At 48.3% G+C, this 19,543-nt stretch carries 15 protein-coding genes and 1 pseudogene; all 16 read left to right on the top strand.

What is annotated here, in order from left to right:
• Window positions 1-2,472 (top strand): type VI secretion system Vgr family protein (locus tag OGY37_RS01965; RefSeq protein ID WP_286619931.1); only part of this gene is annotated, 2,472 nt, incomplete at its 5' end.
• Between the two features lie 23 nt (window positions 2,473-2,495).
• Window positions 2,496-3,170, top strand: a complete 675-nt coding sequence (locus OGY37_RS01960) for a tetratricopeptide repeat protein (protein WP_286619929.1) — start codon at window positions 2,496-2,498, stop codon at window positions 3,168-3,170.
• Window positions 3,171-3,315: 145 nt separating this feature from the next.
• Entirely contained in the window at window positions 3,316-5,214 is a 1,899-nt protein-coding gene (locus OGY37_RS01955; RefSeq protein ID WP_286619927.1) for a lipase family protein, read from the top strand.
• The gene (locus OGY37_RS01950; RefSeq protein ID WP_195995697.1) at window positions 5,211-5,963 is read left to right on the top strand and encodes a hypothetical protein; all 753 of its coding nucleotides are present in this window, start codon (window positions 5,211-5,213) and stop codon (window positions 5,961-5,963) included. Before OGY37_RS01955 ends, OGY37_RS01950 begins: the two co-directional genes overlap by 4 nt.
• Before the next feature lie 223 nt (window positions 5,964-6,186).
• Window positions 6,187-6,507 carry a hypothetical protein gene (locus OGY37_RS01945; RefSeq protein WP_286619922.1) on the top strand — a complete coding sequence of 107 codons (321 nt, stop codon included), beginning with the start codon at window positions 6,187-6,189 and terminating at the stop codon, window positions 6,505-6,507.
• A 14-nt stretch (window positions 6,508-6,521) separates the two neighbouring features.
• Entirely contained in the window at window positions 6,522-7,403 is an 882-nt protein-coding gene (locus OGY37_RS01940) for a formylglycine-generating enzyme family protein (protein WP_286619920.1), read from the top strand.
• Window positions 7,400-7,738, top strand: a pseudogene (locus tag OGY37_RS01935) (SUMF1/EgtB/PvdO family nonheme iron enzyme); the annotation flags it as partial. The gene OGY37_RS01940 and the pseudogene OGY37_RS01935, both read left to right, overlap by 4 nt.
• 91 nt (window positions 7,739-7,829) lie before the next feature.
• Complete coding sequence (locus tag OGY37_RS01930) at window positions 7,830-8,096, top strand: PAAR domain-containing protein (protein ID WP_079934142.1); 267 nt, start codon at window positions 7,830-7,832, stop codon at window positions 8,094-8,096.
• A gap of 4 nt (window positions 8,097-8,100) precedes the next feature.
• The gene (locus tag OGY37_RS01925) at window positions 8,101-9,285 is read left to right on the top strand and encodes a KPHS_23130 family T6SS system protein (protein WP_286619916.1); all 1,185 of its coding nucleotides are present in this window, start codon (window positions 8,101-8,103) and stop codon (window positions 9,283-9,285) included.
• Entirely contained in the window at window positions 9,257-12,643 is a 3,387-nt protein-coding gene (locus OGY37_RS01920; protein ID WP_286619914.1) for an ImcF-related family protein, read from the top strand. The genes OGY37_RS01925 and OGY37_RS01920 overlap by 29 nt, the downstream gene beginning before the upstream one ends.
• On the top strand, window positions 12,640-14,238 hold the full coding sequence (gene tssA, locus OGY37_RS01915) for a type VI secretion system protein TssA (protein ID WP_286556702.1): 1,599 nt from the start codon (window positions 12,640-12,642) through the stop codon (window positions 14,236-14,238). The genes OGY37_RS01920 and tssA overlap by 4 nt, the downstream gene beginning before the upstream one ends.
• A 22-nt stretch (window positions 14,239-14,260) precedes the next feature.
• Window positions 14,261-16,027 (top strand): type VI secretion system baseplate subunit TssF, encoded by a 1,767-nt coding sequence (tssF, locus tag OGY37_RS01910; protein ID WP_286619911.1) that lies wholly within the window; start codon window positions 14,261-14,263, stop codon window positions 16,025-16,027.
• Window positions 15,988-17,076 (top strand): type VI secretion system baseplate subunit TssG, encoded by a 1,089-nt coding sequence (tssG, locus tag OGY37_RS01905; protein WP_149282109.1) that lies wholly within the window; start codon window positions 15,988-15,990, stop codon window positions 17,074-17,076. Before tssF ends, tssG begins: the two co-directional genes overlap by 40 nt.
• Window positions 17,051-17,584, top strand: a complete 534-nt coding sequence (gene tssJ / locus OGY37_RS01900; protein ID WP_286619909.1) for a type VI secretion system lipoprotein TssJ — start codon at window positions 17,051-17,053, stop codon at window positions 17,582-17,584. The genes tssG and tssJ overlap by 26 nt, the downstream gene beginning before the upstream one ends.
• Window positions 17,584-18,027 (top strand): type VI secretion system baseplate subunit TssE, encoded by a 444-nt coding sequence (gene tssE / locus OGY37_RS01895; protein ID WP_149282108.1) that lies wholly within the window; start codon window positions 17,584-17,586, stop codon window positions 18,025-18,027. The genes tssJ and tssE overlap by 1 nt, the downstream gene beginning before the upstream one ends.
• A gap of 1 nt (window position 18,028) precedes the next feature.
• Window positions 18,029-19,369, top strand: coding sequence for a VasL domain-containing protein (locus OGY37_RS01890; protein ID WP_286619907.1), 1,341 nt, complete (start codon window positions 18,029-18,031; stop codon window positions 19,367-19,369).
• Window positions 19,370-19,543 lie beyond the last annotated feature (174 nt).

The raw sequence follows: 19,543 nt of genomic DNA, 5'->3' as shown, positions 1-19,543 counted from the left end.
AACCGCTACAGCTTAACGGTTCCTTCATGCCCGCATGCACTGGATGTGTTGCGTTTTGAGGGACTGGAGCAGTTAAGCGTTCTCTATCATTATTCTGTCCGTTTTACCTGTAGTGCTTCAGAGCTGGCTGCTGGTATGTTCCTGAACCAGCCGGCATTGCTGGTCATGAAAGGCGGGAAATTACTGCATGCTCTGCCCGTCAAGTTCGTCCACGGTGTGGTGACCCATTTCCGGCGTCTGCCGGGGTCGCGCGACCAGGTCAGCTATGAAATCATCATTGAGCCTTATCTCTCCCTGCTGGATAAACAGTTCCGTACGCACCGCTTTTTTATTAATAAATCGGTCCCGGAAGTGGTGGGTGAAATCCTGCAGGAGCACGCCCTGCATGGCTGGGAGTATGAATTCACGCTGACGCAGACTTATCCGAAGCGTGAACAGATAAACCAGTATCAGGAGAGCGACCTGGCGTTTATTGAGCGTCTGCTGGCGGAAGTGGGGATATTTTACTTCTTCACGCTGCAGCCGGATACCCGGACGGAAGTGGTGCATTTTGCAGACCAGCAGAGCGCCTATGAGTTTGATAAACGGCTGGCGCTGAACAGCCCGTCAGGAATGAGCGACAGCGGGGCGGACTCCGTCTGGGGACTGAACATTCTGCACCGGGTGGCACCGGCGGGAGTGACCACAAAAGACTATAACCACCGCGAAGCGCAGAAGGTGCTGCAGTCGGCGAGGGCGGATATCACCGGCGGCGAAGGCGAGGAAATGCGCTATGGCGAGGTGTATCACTACAAACTGCGCCATCTTGAAACCGGGGAGGCATTCGATCCGGCGCCGGAAACCGGGAACTTCTGGGCGCGACTGGACCACGAGCGTTTTCTGGCGGAGCAGACGCTGATAACGGGTGCCAGCACGGATGCGGGGTTACGTTCGGGACAGGTGCTGACGATAACGGACAGCAGCGTGCCGTCGACGCTGCCGGACGTGCTGCAGCAGCCGGTGGTGGTGGTCCGGGCGGGGTTCAGCGGCAGCAGGAAGGATGCGCTGAGGGTGACGCTGGCGGCGGTGCCGTACAGTGAGACGCAGTGCTGGCGTCCGGCGCTGAAGGCAAGACCGAAGGTCAGCGGCACGCTGACGGCGCGGGTCAGCAGCCCGAAAAGCGGGGATATCTACGCGCATCAGACGGCGGAGGGGCTGTATCGGGTGAAGTTTGATGCAGACCAGGACAGCAAACAGCAGGGTTACGAGAGTATGCTGCTGCGCCTTGCCAAACCCTACGGCGGCGACACTTATGGTATTCACTTCCCGCTGATACAGGGCACAGAAGTGGCGGTGGCGTTCCATGAAGGGGACCCGGACCGGCCCTATATCGCGCATGCGCTGCATGACTCCCGGCATCCGGATCACGTGACACAGGCAAACCATACCCGCAATGTCATCCGCACGCCCGCGAACAACAAGCTGCGCATGGAGGACAAACGGGGTGAGGAGCACGTCAAGCTCAGCACCGAGTACGGCGGGAAGACGCAGCTTAATCTGGGGCATAACGTAGATGCACAGCGTGCGCTGCGGGGAGAGGGGGCCGAGCTGCGCACAGACGACTGGGTGGCGGTACGCGGCGGTAAAGGGGTTCTGATAACCGCAGAGATGCAGGCGGAAGCTGTGGATCGGATGCTGGAGATGGACGGTGTGATACGTCAGCTTGAGCAGGCGTTGTCACTGGCAAGGAGCCTGCAGCGGTCAGCGGAGACGGCAAAGGCAACGGCGGGAGACACAGTGAGCCAGCAGACGCTGAATGATGCGCTGGAGGAACTGGCTCAGCCGGGTCTTATTCTGCATGCGCCAGCGGGCGTAGGGATGATGAGTGCGAAGGCCGTACGGGTGTCCTCGGGAACGGACAGCGTGGGAATCATGTCGGGGCACAATACGGACATCAGTACCGGTAGATCATTTACGGTGGCTGCGAGCGATACGGTAAGCCTGTATGCACAGGGGCAGGGAATGCAGCTGTATGCGGCAAAGGGAAAAGTGGATATTCAGGCCCAGGATGATGAAATGGGTGTGACGGCGAAGAAAGATATCACGGTGAGCAGTACAGAGGGAAAAATCACCGTGAATGCCAGCGAGGAGCTGTTACTGAGCTGTGGTGGGGCGTATATCCGGCTGAAAGGGGGGAATATCGAACTGGGATGCCCGAAGAATATCCTGCTGAAGTCAGTAAATGTACAGAAACTGGGAGCCACGAGTCTGAATACCCCTGTGGAGGAATTACCTCGCGGTTTTTGTGAGGGTTTTACAGTTAAAAATAAAAAAACAGGTAAGCCAGTCCCTTTTGTCCAATACCGGATTACCACTGGTGAGGGAAATGTTTATGAGGGTGTTTCAGATCAGGATGGCAAAACAATGCCAATATATACGGCAACCCCAACAAAAATAAGAATAGAGCAAATAAAGAAAGGTAGTAGTTCATAAAAAGTAGTTTGTGAGGTGAGAGTATGAACAGTAATAATGTTAAAAGATTTTTTGCTGCACTTATTTCCATTTTTTCTATTGTATCGTGTAAGAGTTATGATATCAGAATGTTAGAGGCAATGTCTGAGTCAGGCGATCATAAGGCTCAGGGCAATCTTGGCTTTATGTATCAATATGGCTATGGGGTACGGGCAAATTATAAGGAGTCTTTAAAGTGGTATAAACTTGCAGCAAGTGATGGTGATCCTCTTGCTGAAGGTACTCTAGGTAGGCTTTATTTTGAGAAACAAGATTATAAAAATGCTATTCCTTGGTTTAAAAAATGCGCCTTGCATGATATTAAATCTGGTACAGAAAGAAAAACGGAACAGGCCATTCTGGCTTGTCAGGGAATGGTTGGCACTATGTATTTATATGGGCAAGGCGTTCCAGTAAATAAATCGGAAGCTAAAGCATGGCTGAAAAAGGCAGCAGATCAAGGAGAAGGCTCTGCACAATGCTATGTAGGTGATTTTTATTATCTCGATCGGGATTATAAATCAGCCTATCCTTATCTCCAAAGTGCCTTGGAGAAGGGGTGCGCGAATGCAGCAAAATACTTGAGTGATATGTACAATAATGGATTTTTTGTAGAAAAAGATAGTCAGCGATCGAAAGAATTACATGAAAAGTATCTCCGTCTCAAGAGTTATGACTAGGATGTCATATTCGTAATTTACATAATATAAATTATAGATGACAGAAGTTGGAATCCATCCATGTCATCTGACTGTGTATTCGGTAGATTATGTTTATCCCATCTCAGATGTTCTTAACTTAAAGTAACGAAAAGGAATTCTAATTATGGCAGAAGTGACAACATCTACTCAGTGCAAATATCCTGATTTTTTTATAGAAAATGAGGCATTCGATTGGGTAGAGTTCCAGTTAGTGGACGAATTAGGTGATACCGTAGCCAATATGGAGTGGTTTGCCGAAAATGAAGCTACAAGGTGCGGTTTGATTCCACGCTATACTGGCTATAGTGATGCCAATGGAATAATAAAGATTAAAGATATACATCCATTACCTTTGACCTTAAAAATCCAGTCTCAGCCATTGGTTGATGAGATGGAGAACCGAGCCTTACGGTTTGAAAGAGATGAGGATAATTCAAAGGTCAAAAAACTCTCCTCTGAGAATAAATATGGATATCAATATGTCAGGGTCGGACAACTCTGCAATGTCAGACCCACACTAGATAAATGGGATGGAATTGTTCTACCAGAATTTCATTTCCCTTTGGATAAAACGTATAAAGGCGTTACCGTTCATGTGGCGGATCTTAATAAACGTACAATGATCGAAATTTGTCCATTCCGTGCATGGACATTAATCTTGCATCACACAGTGAGTTACTCTCTGACTAATGCTTACAACCTGGGGATTATGGCCGATTTGGCTTACAGTTATGACTCGGAAACTGATCGTAATTCGGTATATGGATTCTTTTGTATTCAATGTCTGGATCTGTCGTCTATTCCCGTTTTTGAAGATGGCAAACATCGATTCCCTGCTATTGTCACTGATGTTCCTTTTCGTGAACGGCATTCTAAACCCATTTTTATAGATACGGCAGATGAAGAGGAAGGGGAAACTCAGCTATTTTATGTTACGACGAAAACGCAGGGGATTGTGGCCTGGCGTGGTACAGAGATGAGTAAGCTCAGTGATTTATGGACAGACGCAAGTTTTATGCCGGTAGAGTGTTTTGATATTGTTCCTGAAGGGAAGATTCATGGTGGTTTTTTACAGGCATACCAGGTCGCAAAGAAAAACTATTCTAAGATATTTAATCAAATTAAAGTCGATGGAAAAACATTGGAGCTATTTATCTGCGGACATAGTCTGGGAGGTTCGCTTGCGCTGATTCACAGCGCAGAAATAAGAGATCTTAATCCTTTGCTGTATACGTATGGTATGCCCCGGACGTTGACCGCTTCTGCCGTTAAATATTTAAAAAATCTCACCCATTTCCGTCATGTTAATGACGCAGACACCATTCCAAGCGTTCCGCCTGATGCAAATCTCGATAACTGGTTTTATGACTTATGGGGACCAGTAGGTGGCACGCTGGGTTTTTTCTGGTCGGTAATAGAACTCATGCCTCAAGCGCTAGGGTTGAGGTTTTGGGAATGTTTTTGGCATCATGGAAGTATTGCCGTATTTTTTAACACCACCCAAACGACGGAATGGAAGGAGTGTAAAGTACCCAACAACCCTTCTTCATGCCGCAGGATTCGTAAACGGCTTCCTATTGAGACCAGATTGTATTTGGTTCCTGAACTTATTTTAGAGGCCAGTCAAAAGGCGAATGAAGCACAAAAAAGATTCACTCAATTATTAACAAAGATGGATAAAGAAGACTGGTTTCCTCCCTATACTAACCCTGATTTAGATCATGCGACGAACGTTGGCAGACATTCCATGCCAGATCAATATTTGAGTTATCTTAATAACCAACTAAAAGAATGTACTCAGCCAACATTGACCATGATGAGGAGAATCAACAGAGAGAAATTTTTAAAGCAAATGAAAACGTATGAGAGTAGTTCCCCGGTGGAAGAGTTTACAAGAAATAGTGCTTTCATTGAGATTCATGATGTAGTCGCATCGACGCTGGATATGACGCGTGGAGTTAAGGGAGGAAATGAAGCCTTGGAATATATAAAGCCACTTAACTTTGAGGAGTTTGAACTATGATTGAAAAATGCTTTATTTTAACCCTGGTGATTATGTTATCGGGCTGCGTTTCAGAGCGGAATCGAACATTATCTCCTCCAGAGGATACCCAATGGGTCACGGTGGGTGTAAAAATACCTGCAGAACTGGTTATGCTCCCATTGAAGGTAATTTATCGTTCAGAAATATGTAAGCGCACCCGGCATAATTCGTCTGGGGAAGCTTATGAAGTTCCTGGGTATAATTCAATGGAATTTCCGTTAACCCAAAAAGATAGTACAAAGAATTTTTTTGATGTGAAAATTGCCCGGCAAGGCGGGGGTCGTTGTCAATGGCATCTGTCTGTGGCTGATATAAGGTTGCAATACAAAAATACCTTACAGTTTGGTCAGAGTACAGAGTCGGTAGAAAGTAGCATCAGGTTGGAATTTGATTACCTTGCGGCGAATCAAGGTGGTGACCATCAAAGAATCAACAGAGATGGCTTGATTTCAAAAGACTATTTTCCATATTTAACTGAGGATTTTATTGGTGGTTATGAAAAAATTATATGGATATATAATGGAAAAATGAACGAGCGGTACTCTGCGTTAAATATAAATTCGATTACATTTTATCCCCTGTTGCATTCAGATAAATTAATAAGGAGCATAGGCCCGAAAAAGAAAGAGAAAGGAGCTCATAGGACGTTGATTTATCCTGATGGTACGACGATTCCGATAACTGAAGCCTTTCCTGATATTGACGTATTGAAGAAATTTATAAAGTGATGAAGGACAGAGCAATCGCTCATATTATTATAAATACAAATCTCTTTATTCATTTCAACTGATTTAGGTTAACTAGTTGTTCATGGGTTAAAAACTTTGTCGAGGGATTGGTATATGATATGGACATATTTTTTCGCACCGCTGGTAATGTTATCGGGCTGCGTTTTAGAGCGGAACTGGACATTATCTCTCCCAGAAGATACTCAATTGGGCACGGTGGTCGTTGAAATGGGTACAAAGCAAAGCCGATTACGACAATGTTATGCAGCATATTACTGAAAGTCCTGGAAAGGTGAAAAGTGACCGCATTAAAAATGAGCAGACGGTAATTATATTCCTTTCCGACGGTGAGAATGATTCTGTGTTTTTTACCCATTACGGTAAGAAGCTACCTGAGTTATATAACAATCTTCCGGAGAGGGTTTCACCAGAGGAACCGTTCAAGCCTATTCCCGATAAATTAATGGATCAGTATTTAGCGTTGATTGACCAGCAACAGACATATGACCCCATGAGTGATGACGGACAGACCAGAACGGTTTAATTAAGGATATCAAAATGAATAGACATTACTGCGCTGCGCTATTAGTAACAATAGCATTTTGTAATGGCTGTGATAACAGCACCAGTGCGGAAAACCAGCAGCTCACGCAGGCGCTGGTGAAGCGCTCGCTGGATAATATGGTCCCGGTCTCGGGCGGTGAGTTTTTAATGGGGGACTTTGGTCCGCTGATTTGGGAAAAATTGCCCTTCAGCTCGAACCAGGATGATAAATACCTGCATAAGGTCAGGCTGAGTGACTTTATGATTGGCAAATATAAGGTCACGCATAAAGATTATAATGAGTATATTAAAATCACCCATCGGAAAAAACTCGTTTACCTGTGGGGGGGGAAACTACTGGCGGATGATGTGTCCGTCAGCGTCCCCTGGCAGATGGCCAAAGACTACTGCCTGTGGCTGGGTAAAATGTCGGGAAAACGGGTGGATTTGCCCACTGAAGCGCAGTGGGAATACGCGGCCCGCTCCCGGGGACAGTATTTGCCCTATGCCACCAGTAACGGAAAAATAGAAGAGGGAGTCAATGTCCCAACCTCTGATGAAATATTAAAAATGAATGATATGGGATTTCCTTTCTACCCGGTCGGGAAATATCCCCCTAATCCACTGGGATTGTATGACATGGGACTAAGTGGTCAGGAGTGGGCTAATGACTGGTATGCGGCGGACTACTATGCGCACTCGCCGGTTGATAACCCACAGGGACCGGAGAGCGGCGACAGGAAGGTACAGAGGAGCTATGCGGGAGGAGATTACCAGTATGCCCTGACCATGTTTCGAGAGTCAGACTTCCCTTCTCCACTACGGGATGGGTACAAGACAGAAGATGACTTGTTTTCAGCTAGTTTTGTTTTTCGTTGCGTGGTGAATAACGGATGACGGCGCATATTCTGAAATTTCTTACCCCGGGAATATTTTTGCTGGCGCTGACCGGCTGTGATAACAGCACCAGTGCGGAAAGCCAGCAGCTCACGCAGGCGCTGGTGAAGCGCTCGCTGGATAATATGGTCCCGGTCACGGGCGGTGAGTTTTTAATGGGGGACTTCGGTCCGCTGATTTGGGAAAAACTGCCCTTCAGCATGAACCAGGATGATAAATATCTGCATAAGGTCAGGCTGAGTGATTTTATGATTGGCAAATATAAGGTCACTCATAAAGATTATAATGAGTATATTAAAATCACCCATCGAAAAAAAACTCGTTTATATTTATTAAGTGAAGGCTGTACTTTGAAGAAGAAAGTGACTGGATTTTTTAATATTTTTATTAATTGTCGATTTGTTTCCTTTTTTACTGGAGTGAAATATGTCAAAAGGTTTTGTTTTGCTTGGTGATAAAACGACTCATGGTGGAAGTGTAATATCTGCATCTTCAACCATGTTTGTTCAAGGGAAAAAAGTAGTTCTTCTGGGGGATATGGTCAGTTGCCCGATACCATTCCATGGCATTAATCCTATTATTGAAGGTTCGCCAGAATGGTTTTCTGATGGTAAGCCGATAGTTGTCGATGGATGCCACAGTTTGTGTGGATGTCAGGTTATTTCAAGTGCGCCAGAAGCATCAATAGGATGAAATCATGGGCTGGGAACGCCATAGAATTATCATGCCCGTAGCTCCTGAACCTCTTTCTCTCTGGCGATGGACACTGGCTGGTATATTATCAGTAATAATAAGTATCTTACTTTTTGTATTGCATGCAACAGAACATCTATTTTTTATTAATGATGTCAACATCTGGCTGGTTTCGCTCTTTCCAGCGTTCCTGTGGTTAATAATTGCTAGTGTTAGAGCATATTTATATGGGCGGGCGCTTGAATATTATGAATTTTTGCAAAAAGAAATATTGATTTCTCAGCGTGAATGGCAGTCCTGGGGACAGCGCTCTATTATCGTGATGAATAGCTGCATATTGTTACCAGAGAAAATTACCGTTTCGTTTATTGCAGGTAATCCCACAAATATTGAGAATAAATGTGGTTTAGCTCATCGTATTGACTATTTGCCTAATGTCAAAAATCAAGACAATGCAGTGACTGTTTTGCTGAACAGTATTGCTGAATCTCTGAGTATATTACCGATAGCCATTCCTTTGCATGTAACACTCATCACCGATGGTTCAACGGAAGAACGGCATTTACTGCAAAATAACTTTAATAGCATCTGGCAGATGAATTTCCCTGGCAGGCCACAACCTTCCTCTGTACGAGTAGAAATGGAGTTTCCTTTTTATCGACTGGAAACGAACCTGAAAAATGCAGAAGTCAGGAGCGATCTTGTTCTGGTTTTACAATTTAACGGGCATCAGAATTATTCTGATGGAATGGCAGTCTTTCTTTTAACCAGTGATGACGTAGCGCGTATTTATGGGTTCAACGGTAAGTGCCATTTTCTACGTCCAATGCCTCTGGATAAAGCGTGTTTACCTCAAGATTTAACCACTTTTTTTACTACTCAGGTAAGCGCGATAAATACAAAAAACATTGTGTCTGATGGTCAGTTAATTGATTTGTTGAGTGCGCAACTCTATCCAATTGGTCACAATCATGGCGCTCATTGGCAGGTTGAAAACAAAATTATTCTTGAAAGATTTATGGGGATCCCCGGTCCATTTTCCGGTTGGCTATGCGCTGGCGTGGCGGCTGATATGTCAAAGCATAACTTAGAGTCATATTTAGTCGTTTCTGTTCAGGAAGAACAATCATATATCTGCACCGTTTTACCCTGGAGTAATAATGAATACGACAAGCCATCTGTGGCGTAGGGGAAGTCTGCTTGTTTTAATTGTGGCATTTTTAGCGGGGCTGACATGGCTGATTAGGAGCTATGGTGATCTCCTGGGGGCTGATTCACTTACGAAAAAAGTCATCTTAGGTATATTGACGGTAATTTTGATTATTGTTGTTCGCTGGTATCCACTTATCAACATTTATGCCAAGGAGCACCTTTTTCGGGTAAAAGAGGAAAACGATAGAGTTTTTCCAGACAAAGAATCCCGAATAGAGGAACCGCCCTCCGGGAATATGCTGATAGGGGAAATTCGTGATGTACTCAAGGCAAATTACAGTTATCGCTGGCGCGCCAAAACGCGTATCCTGCTGGTGATGGGAGATGCCTCTCAGGTTGAGCAACTGGTACCTAAACTCACTACTCAGCGCTGGGTTGAAGGGGATGGCGTGGTGTTAATCTGGGGAGGTACGCTCACTGAAGCGCCAGATGCCTCGTTGTTTGATGCGATACGCAAGCTGCATCGGCGTCCGCTGGATGGGATTGTATGGGTAACCCCCACTTTTCAGCACCAGGATACACTGGTTCAATCGGCACCTGTTTTCTCTTTAACCGCAGAACAAATAGATAATGCCGCCCGCCATTTTCAGGCTGTTTTTACCACGCTCCGCTGGCGAGTACCGTTATACCTTTGGTCGCTGTATGGCGCTCAATTCGTCCGGGATGACGTAACCTTGCACTCTGCGACATGTTTGTTCCCTGCAGGATGCACCACGGCTTTATGTCGTTCGCAGTTGACCTCGCTGGCAATGCAGATGGCGGAGCAGGGTACGCAGCAGGTTACGCGCAATATCCGTGATAACTTCTTACTGAAAATGGCTAATTTGCTGATGCCTGGCGCAGAAGCTATCAGCGAATCGTTGTCCACTTTTTTCAGTCCGCATCGGCCTCTGCCGCTGGCGGCGGTAATCCTGAGCCAGTATGCGGAAAATACTTCATCGCACGTCGCGCATGCCTGGATGCGTGATGAGCGCTGGCGTGCGCTGCTTGATTCACTCCCTGCGTTACCTGCTGAACTTAAGGCACAGCGTACAGGCCGTTCAGGGATGCGCGTGCTGGCAGTCGGTACAGCCGGTTTGATGCTGCTATGGGGGGCGGGGATGGTGGTGTCTTTCCTGGCGAATCGCACTCTGATTGGCGAAAGTCTGGACCAGGCGAGCCTGGCAGGCGGTGCGGATAAACCGCTCGCCGAGCGTCTTACGGCGCTGTCTGCTCTGCAGCAAACGCCAGGCATGCTTCGCTGGCGTCAGCAGAATGGGACGCCGTGGTACTACCGTTTCGGCTTAAGCCAAAATGATGCTCTGCTGGATGCACTATGGCCGCGCTATACGCGTATCGCTATTCCGCTCCTGCGTGATGAAGCCGCCCAACATCTTACCCAGGAATTAACGGCTTTAACCCGACTGGCTCCAGACAGCCCGCAGTTTGCCGCCCAGGCAAAGATCGCCTACAACCAGTTGAAAATGTATCTGATGCTTTCGCGGCCTGAGCAGATGGAGGCGTCATTTTTTAGTCAGGCGTTGATGCAAGACTGGCCGGAGCGAGCGGGTATTTCGCGCGCATCATGGCAGGGCGTTGGCCCTGGGCTCTGGCAATTCTGGGGAGAGAACCTTCAGGCGCATCCTGAATGGAAGATAGCAGCCGATAAAAATCTTATTAGCCAGGTGCGAACGCTGTTAATTCGTCAGATGGGGATCCGCAATGGCGAAGCCGCCCTGTATCAGAAAATCATTGAACAGGTAACGCCGCATTACACCGATCTTCGTCTGGAAGACATGACCGGCGATACCCGGGCAGAGCACGTATTTTATACCCACAGTTCGGTTGCTGGCGTGTATACCCGCAAAGCCTGGGAAGAGGAGGTTTTGCCCGCCATTGAGAAAATCGTCAACAACCGTCGGGAAGAAATGGATCAGGTGCTGGGAGATGATACGCATTCTGCAAGTGACCCTCTCTCTCCACAGGCCTTAAAGGTGCGTCTTAGCGAGCGTTACTTCACGGATTTTGCCGACAACTGGCTGGATTTTCTCAACAGTATTCGCTGGAAGCGCACCCTGACGCTAAGTGATGCTATCGATCAACTCACGTTGATTGCAGATATCCGTCAGTCTCCTCTGGTTGCGTTAATGAATACGCTCGCCGTTCAGGGACGCACAGGGTTAACCGGAGAAGCACTGTCGGATTCGCTGGTGAAGTCGGCAAAGGATCTATTTAACACCAAAGAAAATCAAACCATTGACCAACATGCGCGGGAAGAAGGCCCTATGGCGAGTACCTTCTCGCCAATCCTGGCATTAATGGATGAACAATCGGCTGGGCAGGATATCAGCCATCTGAGTCTGCAAACCTACCTGACCCGGGTAACGCAGGTCAGGCTGAAACTCCAGCAGATTACTAACGCTGCCGATCCGCAAGGCATGAGCCAGGCCCTGGCGCAAACGGTGTTTCAGGGTAAAACCATCGATCTCACCACCACGCGTGACTATGGCAATCTGGTGGCTGCCAGTCTGGGGCAAGCATGGAGTGGATTTGGTCAAGCGATGTTTGTACAGCCGCTGGAGCAGTCATGGCAGCAGGTGTTGCAACCAACCGCGGCGGGCTTGAATGCGCAATGGAAGGCGCTGATTGTGAATGACTGGAACAGCGCATTCGGCGGACGTTATCCGTTTCGCGATGTTGGCAGCGAGGCTTCTCTGCCGCTGCTGGCGCAATATCTGCGAAGCGATAATGGGCGAATCCCGCATTTTCTCGAAAGTCATTTAAGCGGTGTCCTGCATAAACAGGGAAGTCACTGGGTTGCCGACACGGTGAATGCTCAGGGGCTGGAGTTTAATCCGGCGTTTCTCGAGGCGATGGATCAGCTCAGTCAAATTGCGGATGTCGCATTTATTCGTGGGGAAGCCGGGATGCGCTTTGAGCTGCGTCCTGGAACGGCGCGCGACGTGATGCAGACTGACCTCGTGTTGGATGGACAGAAACTCACCTACGTTAATCAGATGCCAGCGTGGAAAAATGTTGTCTGGCCTGCTGATACTCAGGCTTCAGGGGCAACCCTAAGCTGGGTGAGCACCAATACGGGAACCCGAATCTACTCAGATAACCCCGGTACCTGGGGGTGGATAAGATTGCTTGAGAAAGCGGAGATAACCGATAACGCTGGCGTGAGCAGCGGTTTTAACCTGCGCTGGACTGCGCAGGATGGATTGCCGCTGAACTATACCCTGCGAACGGAAGCCGGTGAAGGTCCCCTTGTATTACTCAAACTCCGCGATTTTGAACTACCAGAAGCAATTTTTGTTGTAAGCGGCAATATTTCCTCAGAGGAAGAAGAATGAGCGCTCTGAAACGTCTACTGGCCGCCAGCACGGCTTCGCCAGATGAACAACAGCAACTGATGGAACAGGCGCAAACGCAGACTACGCTATGGAAAAACTGGCTATTGCCCATTTCAGCAGCCAACCCCGGTGGTGAAGATCCAGGCTATGACGATGATTTTCAGCGCATGCGAGAGGAGGTGAATAAACTTTCTGGCGCACAAACGGATCTCATCATTGAGCTTGCGGAAAAACTTCTGATCACCACCTGTAAGGATGTCCGTGTCGTCACTTACTACACATGGGCACGTTTGCATCAGGATGGTGAGCCCGGCCTGGCGGATGGTCTGATTTTGCTGGCTGGGCTGATGCAACAATATGGCGATTCTCTCCATCCTTTAAGAGCCAACAGCCATAAGGCCGCCCTTGAATGGCTGGCAGGCGGGAGGATGCTGGATAGTCTGGCGCGTTTTCCCGAAGTTTCACGACCTGACGCGCAACGGATCGCCGGTGCGCTGATGCTGCTGGAGCATCAGTTTAGCCAGCGAGAGGAGAGTATTCGTCCTGGACTTGGGGCGCTGTATAGCGCGCTGGAGAATCGTCTGGCCCAATCTGGCGGGGCTCAGGCATTGGTGCCGCAAAATATCAGTACCCAAGCCAGTAGGCACAGCGCAGAAACTCCTGTCCTTAAAAGTATTACCTCTGGCCGTGAGCTGCTGGAGCAGGCACGAGTGTTGGCGAAATACTTAAGCGATCAGCCGGATGGCTGGCTGGCGGCGCATCATTTGATGAAAAGCGTGCGGCTCGATACGGTCAGCCAGCTTCCACCGCCAGATGGCGCCGGACGTACGCGCCTGGTACCGCCCAAGAGTGATTATCGCGCGCAGCTCAAACGTCTGTATTTGCAGCAAAGCTGGACTGAACTGATTGAGTTAACTGACAGCTTATTTGTTGAGGGAGTAAATCATTTCTGGCTGGACGTGCAATGGTACCTTCATCAGGCATTAACAAGAGCGGGATCGCCATGGGATAAAAATGCCGGGATTATTATCAGCGATCTGAAAATGCTGCTGCATCGGATGCCGGGGCTGGAAACGCTGGCGTTTAACGATGGGACTCCCTTTGCCGATGATGTCACGCGTGAGTGGATAGCCCGTGACGTGCTACAGGAAAGTGACTGGCAGATGGAAAAAATCGCTGTGGCTAGTGCAGGAGCGGACGACGATATTCTGCTACTTGAAAGCGAAGCTTTGACGTTGGCGGATAGCGAAGGCGTTGAAGCCGCGCTCGCCTGGGTTCAGGCACGCCCAGGTATTATTTCACGTCGACAGCGTTGGTTACGCCAGCTGTTGATGGCCCGTCTGACGGAACAATGTGGGCGCAACGATCTCGCGCTGCATTTGCTTGGGGAATTGAATACTACAGCACACTCTCTCACTCTCAAACAATGGGAGCCTGAGCTGCTGTTTGAAGTTAAAGCGCGACGGCTGAAACTTTTGCGTTTAAAAGCCAGCCGCAGTGAAAGTGACAAAGCGCGTCTGGCACCAGAGATGGACTCACTGTTGTCCGGTTTGGTCGCCATTGATCCCGCCAGAGCCGCCGTTTTGTGCGGTTAAAACAAAATAAGCGAACTGTAAAATGGAAGATTTAACTCTGCGTTATTATGACGCGGAAATGCGTTATTTAAGGGAAGCGGCAAAAGAGTTTGCGCAGGCGCATCCGGATCGTGCAGCCATGTTGGATCTGGATAAAGCTGGCATCCCCGATCCCTATGTGGAACGATTATTTGAAGGTTTTGCATTTTCGATGGGGCGATTGCGCGCCAAAATAGACGATCATCTCCCTGAATTTACCGAAGGGTTGATGAGTCTGCTGTGGCCACATTATTTACGTACCATTCCCTCCTTAAGTATTGTCGAGCTTTTACCAGATATTGATGTTCTAAAAATGAGTGAGCGGATTAACGCGAAGTTTGGCGTATTGTCACAGCCCGTTGGCCCTAAAAAAACGGTATGTCAGTATCGTACTACTCAGCCCGTCACACTTAATCCGCTGTCTGTCGCGGCGGTGAAAATCGATGCCGAACCTGATGGGCGCTCGGTCATCCGTATGCGAATAAAGTGCAATCCACAGATGGACTGGTCGCAAACCGATCTGACGCGTCTCAGCCTTTACCTCAGCGGTGACGCGCCGGTGACCCACGCGCTGCACCTTGCTTTGACAAAGCGTCTGGCTTCTCTTTATTTGAGACTCCCCAACAGCGTAGAACGTATTCGACTGGAGGGTTACTTTTCCCCGGGCGGATTTGCCGATGAAGACAGTTTGTGGCCAAAAGGCGATACGGCGTTTGGCGGCTGGCAATTGTTGCTTGAGTATTTTACGTTCCGCGAAAAATTTATGTTTGTCCATCTTAACGGTCTGGAAAAGATATCGTTTCCTGCGGGTATAGACTGCTTTGAAATAGAAGCGGTACTGACTCAACAGTGGAGTTCTGAGCTTCCTGTGGGGAGTGAAAACATCCGTCTTCATTGCGTTCCGGTTATTAATCTTTTCACTATCGAAGCCGATCCGCTGGTAGTTAATGGTCTGGAAAGCGAATATTTGCTGCGTCCGCGAAGGTTGCAAGATGGCCACACGGAAATTTTTGCAGTCGATGCGGTTTCAGGATCACAGCGAACGCGTAACGCCGTTTATGCCCCTTTCACCAGTTTTCGCCACAAGGGAGGCATGATGCGCCGTAACGCACCTGAGCGTTATTACCATACTCGTGTCAGACGCGGCGTATCCGGATTATATGATACATGGCTGATCCTCGGGGGAGATGCCTGGGAGCGGGATCGCCTTGCTGAGTATGAAACCTTGTCTTTGAAAGTGACCGGAACAAACGGTCAGCTACCGCGGCGAGCTTTGCAAAGTACATTGCTCAATCGTTGTGAGCAGATACTCCAGACGCCGCTTGCCGTTCGCAATCTGTCTAAACCGACGCTACCTGCTTACCCTCCCGCTGAGGATCGTTTTCACTGGCGAGTGTTGAGTCACCTGGGATCCAGCTTTCTGAATATGATGGCCAGCGCTGAAGTGCTTAAAGGAACGTTGTCTCTCTATAACTGGCAGGATGATGAACTTAATTATCGTCGTCTGGATGCGATCATGGATGTTCAACAACATGAAATACAGCGCTTTGAAAAAGGATTTCTACTCCGTGGTGTGGACATCGAAGTAACGCTTGATGAAAACGGATTTACAGGCGAAGGCGATATTCATTTGTTTGGTGAAATGCTTAACCGCTTTTTTGCATTGTATGCGGATATACATTTGTTTAATCAGCTTACTTTAATCATACAGCCGGCAGGGAAAAGCTTGCGATGGAAAGAGAATCACAATCAGCGACTACCCGGTTGCTAACGAGCCTTGGCGAACACCTACCCCGTACTAATTTTTATCGTTTCTGTCAGTTGCTGGAACAGTGGGATCCACAAGCGCCCTGTCCCGGAAGCCAACAAAGCCCACGTTTCGATACCATTCGTTTTCGCCCTCATCCGGGGATGGGATTCCCGGCGGGTGAAATAAAAAGTGCAGAATATGATCCGCAGCAACCCACACTTCCACCAACGGTTCGTGTCACTTTTATGGGGCTGTATGGCGTGGAATCGCCGCTGCCGACAACCTATCAGGATGATATTGCCCAGCGTCAGGAAGGTGCGGACGTTGCCGCTGAGTTTCTGGATATTTTTAACCATCGCTTAATTACGCAGTTTTATCGAATCTGGCGTAAATACAGCTATCCAGCGACTTTTCGCTCAGGCGCGACAGATGAGACTTCACAATATTTGCTGGGGTTGACTGGGCTGGGAATTCAGGGGTGCGCCACACAAACAGCTACCCCGATATCGCGCTTTTTGGCGCTGCTGGGAATAATGAGAATGCCAACGCGTACGGCAGAAGGTATATCCGCGCTGGTTTCTTTATTATCGCCAACAACAAATACCACCGTGGCCCCTCATGATAAACGCTTAATCCTGCTGGATAAGGCGTTAAAAATGAGTGTGCGGCAACCCGTTAGCCTCCATTCTCGTCCGGTGATGGGAAGTAGCGCCGTAGATATTAACAGTCAGGTGCTAATTACGCTTACAACGGACGTTCCCGATGAGGCTCGCGAATGGTTACCGGGTGGCCAGCTTTACCATGATTTTCTCGCGCTGATGCACGTTTATTTAGGTGCCAGAGTGAATGCGAGACTGCAATTACGCATTCCTCGATCGGTGCTTCCGGATGCTCATCTTACCAGTAATAAAAGCGAGCACGCAGTTCAGCTTGGCCGCACTGCTGTGATGCGTCTGGATAACCAGGAAGCGAAGAATCAATTTATAACAATTAAGCTTGGGCTTTGGCAGAGCCTTACTCAACATGTTCAACGGAGGGAAGCCGATGAGACTGGCGATTATCGCTATTAATTTTGCCGTAATAACCGGAATGGTCAGTTTAGTTACTGGGTGTGGTCTGACACAAAAAGTATCTGAAGGTACCGTGTCATTAACGAAGTCGATTTTTTATAAGGAAATTAAAACCCTGCATTTGGATCTTTCCGCCAGAGAAGCCGCAAATAAAAATGCGCAGGGCATAGCGCTTTCGACGGTCGTGCGTATTTACCAACTCAAAGATCGTAAAGCATTTGACTCGGCTAATTATCAGTCTTTATTTGCACAAGACAGCACGGTGGTTAAAGCAGATTTATTGGCTCAGAGAGATGTTCGGGTACAACCAGGTGAAAGCGTAGCTGTCGATATTCCATTCGAAAACGAAGCGCAATATGTTGCCGTGGCGGGAATGTTTATTTCTCCCGATCAGTCTGAAGATTCATGGCGTGTGGTATTACGTCGTGAAGATCTCGATCCTGATAAGGCGCGAGCGATTGAATTAAATTCTCAGGCTCTGGTTCTCCTGATGCCGGAGGATGAGTAATGATTAAACAGCCTTCTCTTTATGACATCTTGCTGGGTAATTTTTCCGGTGGTTTTCCTTTGCTCGCAGTCAGCGAAAATACGCAGGTCATCTTGTCCGTCCTCGATAATATGCAGCGCATTTTGAATACTCGTGCCGGTAGCCTCAAACATTTACCCGATTATGGTCTGCCGGATATGACCAAAATCCTCCAGGGTATGCCGGGAACAGCACATCAGCTTATCAGCACGCTTTCTCAGGTTTTGTTGAAGTATGAACCGCGACTAAAAGACATTCAGGTAACGATGCAGGAGCAGGAAATGCCGGGGCATTTGCGTTATTCCATTGATGCGGAACTTCATGATCTTGGCATTGTGCGCTATGGCACTGATTTTACCCCTGAGGGGCGGGTTCTTATTCGTCATCTTAAGAAGCAGGGGTGGCTTGAGACGGGAGTGTACTGACATGGAAAAGAATCGCATCAGCACCGGCGGCGATCCGCGTGCTTTCACGGAGTTTGGTCATTTACGCGATGAAATCAGCAAGCTGACTCACCCCGCACGCCCGGATGTTGACTGGCAAAAGGTGGAACAGTTAAGCCTGGCTCTGTTTCGTCATAACGGAGTCGAACTGCAAACACTGGCCTGGTACACCGTCGCCAGAATTCGTAGCGCAGGTTTGGCTGGGCTAGCCGAAAGCGCGGAACTGCTGGAGGCATTACTGACGCATCACTGGAGCGTAATATGGCCGCAGCAAACCCATGCCCGCGTTGAAATATTGGCATGGCTGTCAGCTCGTTTACAGCAAGAATTACGCACGCTAACGTTGTCATATGCGGATTTATCAATGGTGTATCGGGTTGAGCAGAGTCTGAAACATGTCTGTGAGGTGCTGCAACGCCTTGAGTTAAAAACGTTAAGTAAACTAGACGCTGTCGTTACCTGGATGCATAACGCAGCTTTACGCCTGGAGAAGTCTGAAGCGGATTCGGGATCCACCGCTGTGATGATACCGGCTTCAGGTACGACTAATCACGCTGAGACATCTTTGCCACAGTTGGTCTTTGTGGTTAATGAAGCATCGTCGCCCGATCAATCAAGCTCAGCGGAGTTTGCTACTCAAAGCGTTCATCGACCCCGGCGAATGTGGTTGGGATTCGCCATCGGTGTCATGGCTACGGCAGTGGTGAGTACAGGCACTTTTCTTGGTATCAGCCCTATGTGGGACGACAGATTTGAACTGGTTCAGCCATTGCCACGGGGGCTGACACCTGAACAATTGTCCACATTGAAACATTCCTCAGATTTGAAAGAGAAGAAACAGGAATTAATCGCCGCAACGCAAGGGCAATTGGACGTTTTACATCGCCTGTCACCTTTGTGGTCAAGAGAATATGCCGCATCATTAGCACAGCAATTAGTCACCCTGTGGCCGGAAGAATCGCAGACTACGGTATTCGCCAGCGGATTACAGAAACAGTTAAACACGGAAGCGTTGCCGGAAAGTGCTCTGCAAAACTGGCATCATGCCCAGCAGGGGCTGGAGGCGTTAACTGCCCAGCTAAATTCGCTTGATGAACGTAAAGGTAAATATCTGACGGGTTCGGAGCTGAAATCAGCCATTTTCACTATCCGCCGCCAGCTTGACCAATCGCCGCCGACAGAAGAGTTATTGCGCCAAATTGATGAGGAGTTAAAAAAGCAGGGAAGTGTATCACCCGCTTTGTATCAGCAACTTGATATGCGGATTAATCAGCTTCTTAATCGTTATGCGCTGTTGAAACAAAGTTCGGTGAGGAGAGAATAGTGACTATTCTCCAAAAGCAAAAACCCGCCTTTTGGGCGGGTTCTTTGAATAGTGGTGCCCGGACTCGGATTAACGCTGTAAGCGTTGAACAGCGCGCTTGTCGCGCTGGCCCCGAAGGGGTGAGCCGCTGGCGGCGAATAATCAAACGAAGTTCGATGAAGAGTCCGTTTCGCC

The organism is Citrobacter sp. Cpo030, assembly GCF_030333005.1.
GTDB lineage: Bacteria > Pseudomonadota > Gammaproteobacteria > Enterobacterales > Enterobacteriaceae > Citrobacter > Citrobacter portucalensis.
This window is presented reverse-complemented; position numbering and strand designations above follow the sequence as displayed.

What these genes read in the sequence shown, in the direction of transcription:
- OGY37_RS01960 (WP_286619929.1), top strand. Translation starts at nt 2,496, where the DNA reads ATGAACAGTAATAATGTTAAAAGATTTTTTGCTGCACTTATTTCCATT.
- OGY37_RS01955 (WP_286619927.1), top strand. Translation starts at nt 3,316, where the DNA reads ATGGCAGAAGTGACAACATCTACTCAGTGCAAATATCCTGATTTTTTT.
- OGY37_RS01950 (WP_195995697.1), top strand. Translation starts at nt 5,211, where the DNA reads ATGATTGAAAAATGCTTTATTTTAACCCTGGTGATTATGTTATCGGGC.
- OGY37_RS01940 (WP_286619920.1), top strand. Translation starts at nt 6,522, where the DNA reads ATGAATAGACATTACTGCGCTGCGCTATTAGTAACAATAGCATTTTGT.
- OGY37_RS01930 (WP_079934142.1), top strand. Translation starts at nt 7,830, where the DNA reads ATGTCAAAAGGTTTTGTTTTGCTTGGTGATAAAACGACTCATGGTGGA.
- OGY37_RS01925 (WP_286619916.1), top strand. Translation starts at nt 8,101, where the DNA reads ATGGGCTGGGAACGCCATAGAATTATCATGCCCGTAGCTCCTGAACCT.
- OGY37_RS01920 (WP_286619914.1), top strand. Translation starts at nt 9,257, where the DNA reads ATGAATACGACAAGCCATCTGTGGCGTAGGGGAAGTCTGCTTGTTTTA.
- tssA (WP_286556702.1), top strand. Translation starts at nt 12,640, where the DNA reads ATGAGCGCTCTGAAACGTCTACTGGCCGCCAGCACGGCTTCGCCAGAT.
- tssF (WP_286619911.1), top strand. Translation starts at nt 14,261, where the DNA reads ATGGAAGATTTAACTCTGCGTTATTATGACGCGGAAATGCGTTATTTA.
- tssG (WP_149282109.1), top strand. Translation starts at nt 15,988, where the DNA reads ATGGAAAGAGAATCACAATCAGCGACTACCCGGTTGCTAACGAGCCTT.
- tssJ (WP_286619909.1), top strand. Translation starts at nt 17,051, where the DNA reads ATGAGACTGGCGATTATCGCTATTAATTTTGCCGTAATAACCGGAATG.
- tssE (WP_149282108.1), top strand. Translation starts at nt 17,584, where the DNA reads ATGATTAAACAGCCTTCTCTTTATGACATCTTGCTGGGTAATTTTTCC.
- OGY37_RS01890 (WP_286619907.1), top strand. Translation starts at nt 18,029, where the DNA reads ATGGAAAAGAATCGCATCAGCACCGGCGGCGATCCGCGTGCTTTCACG.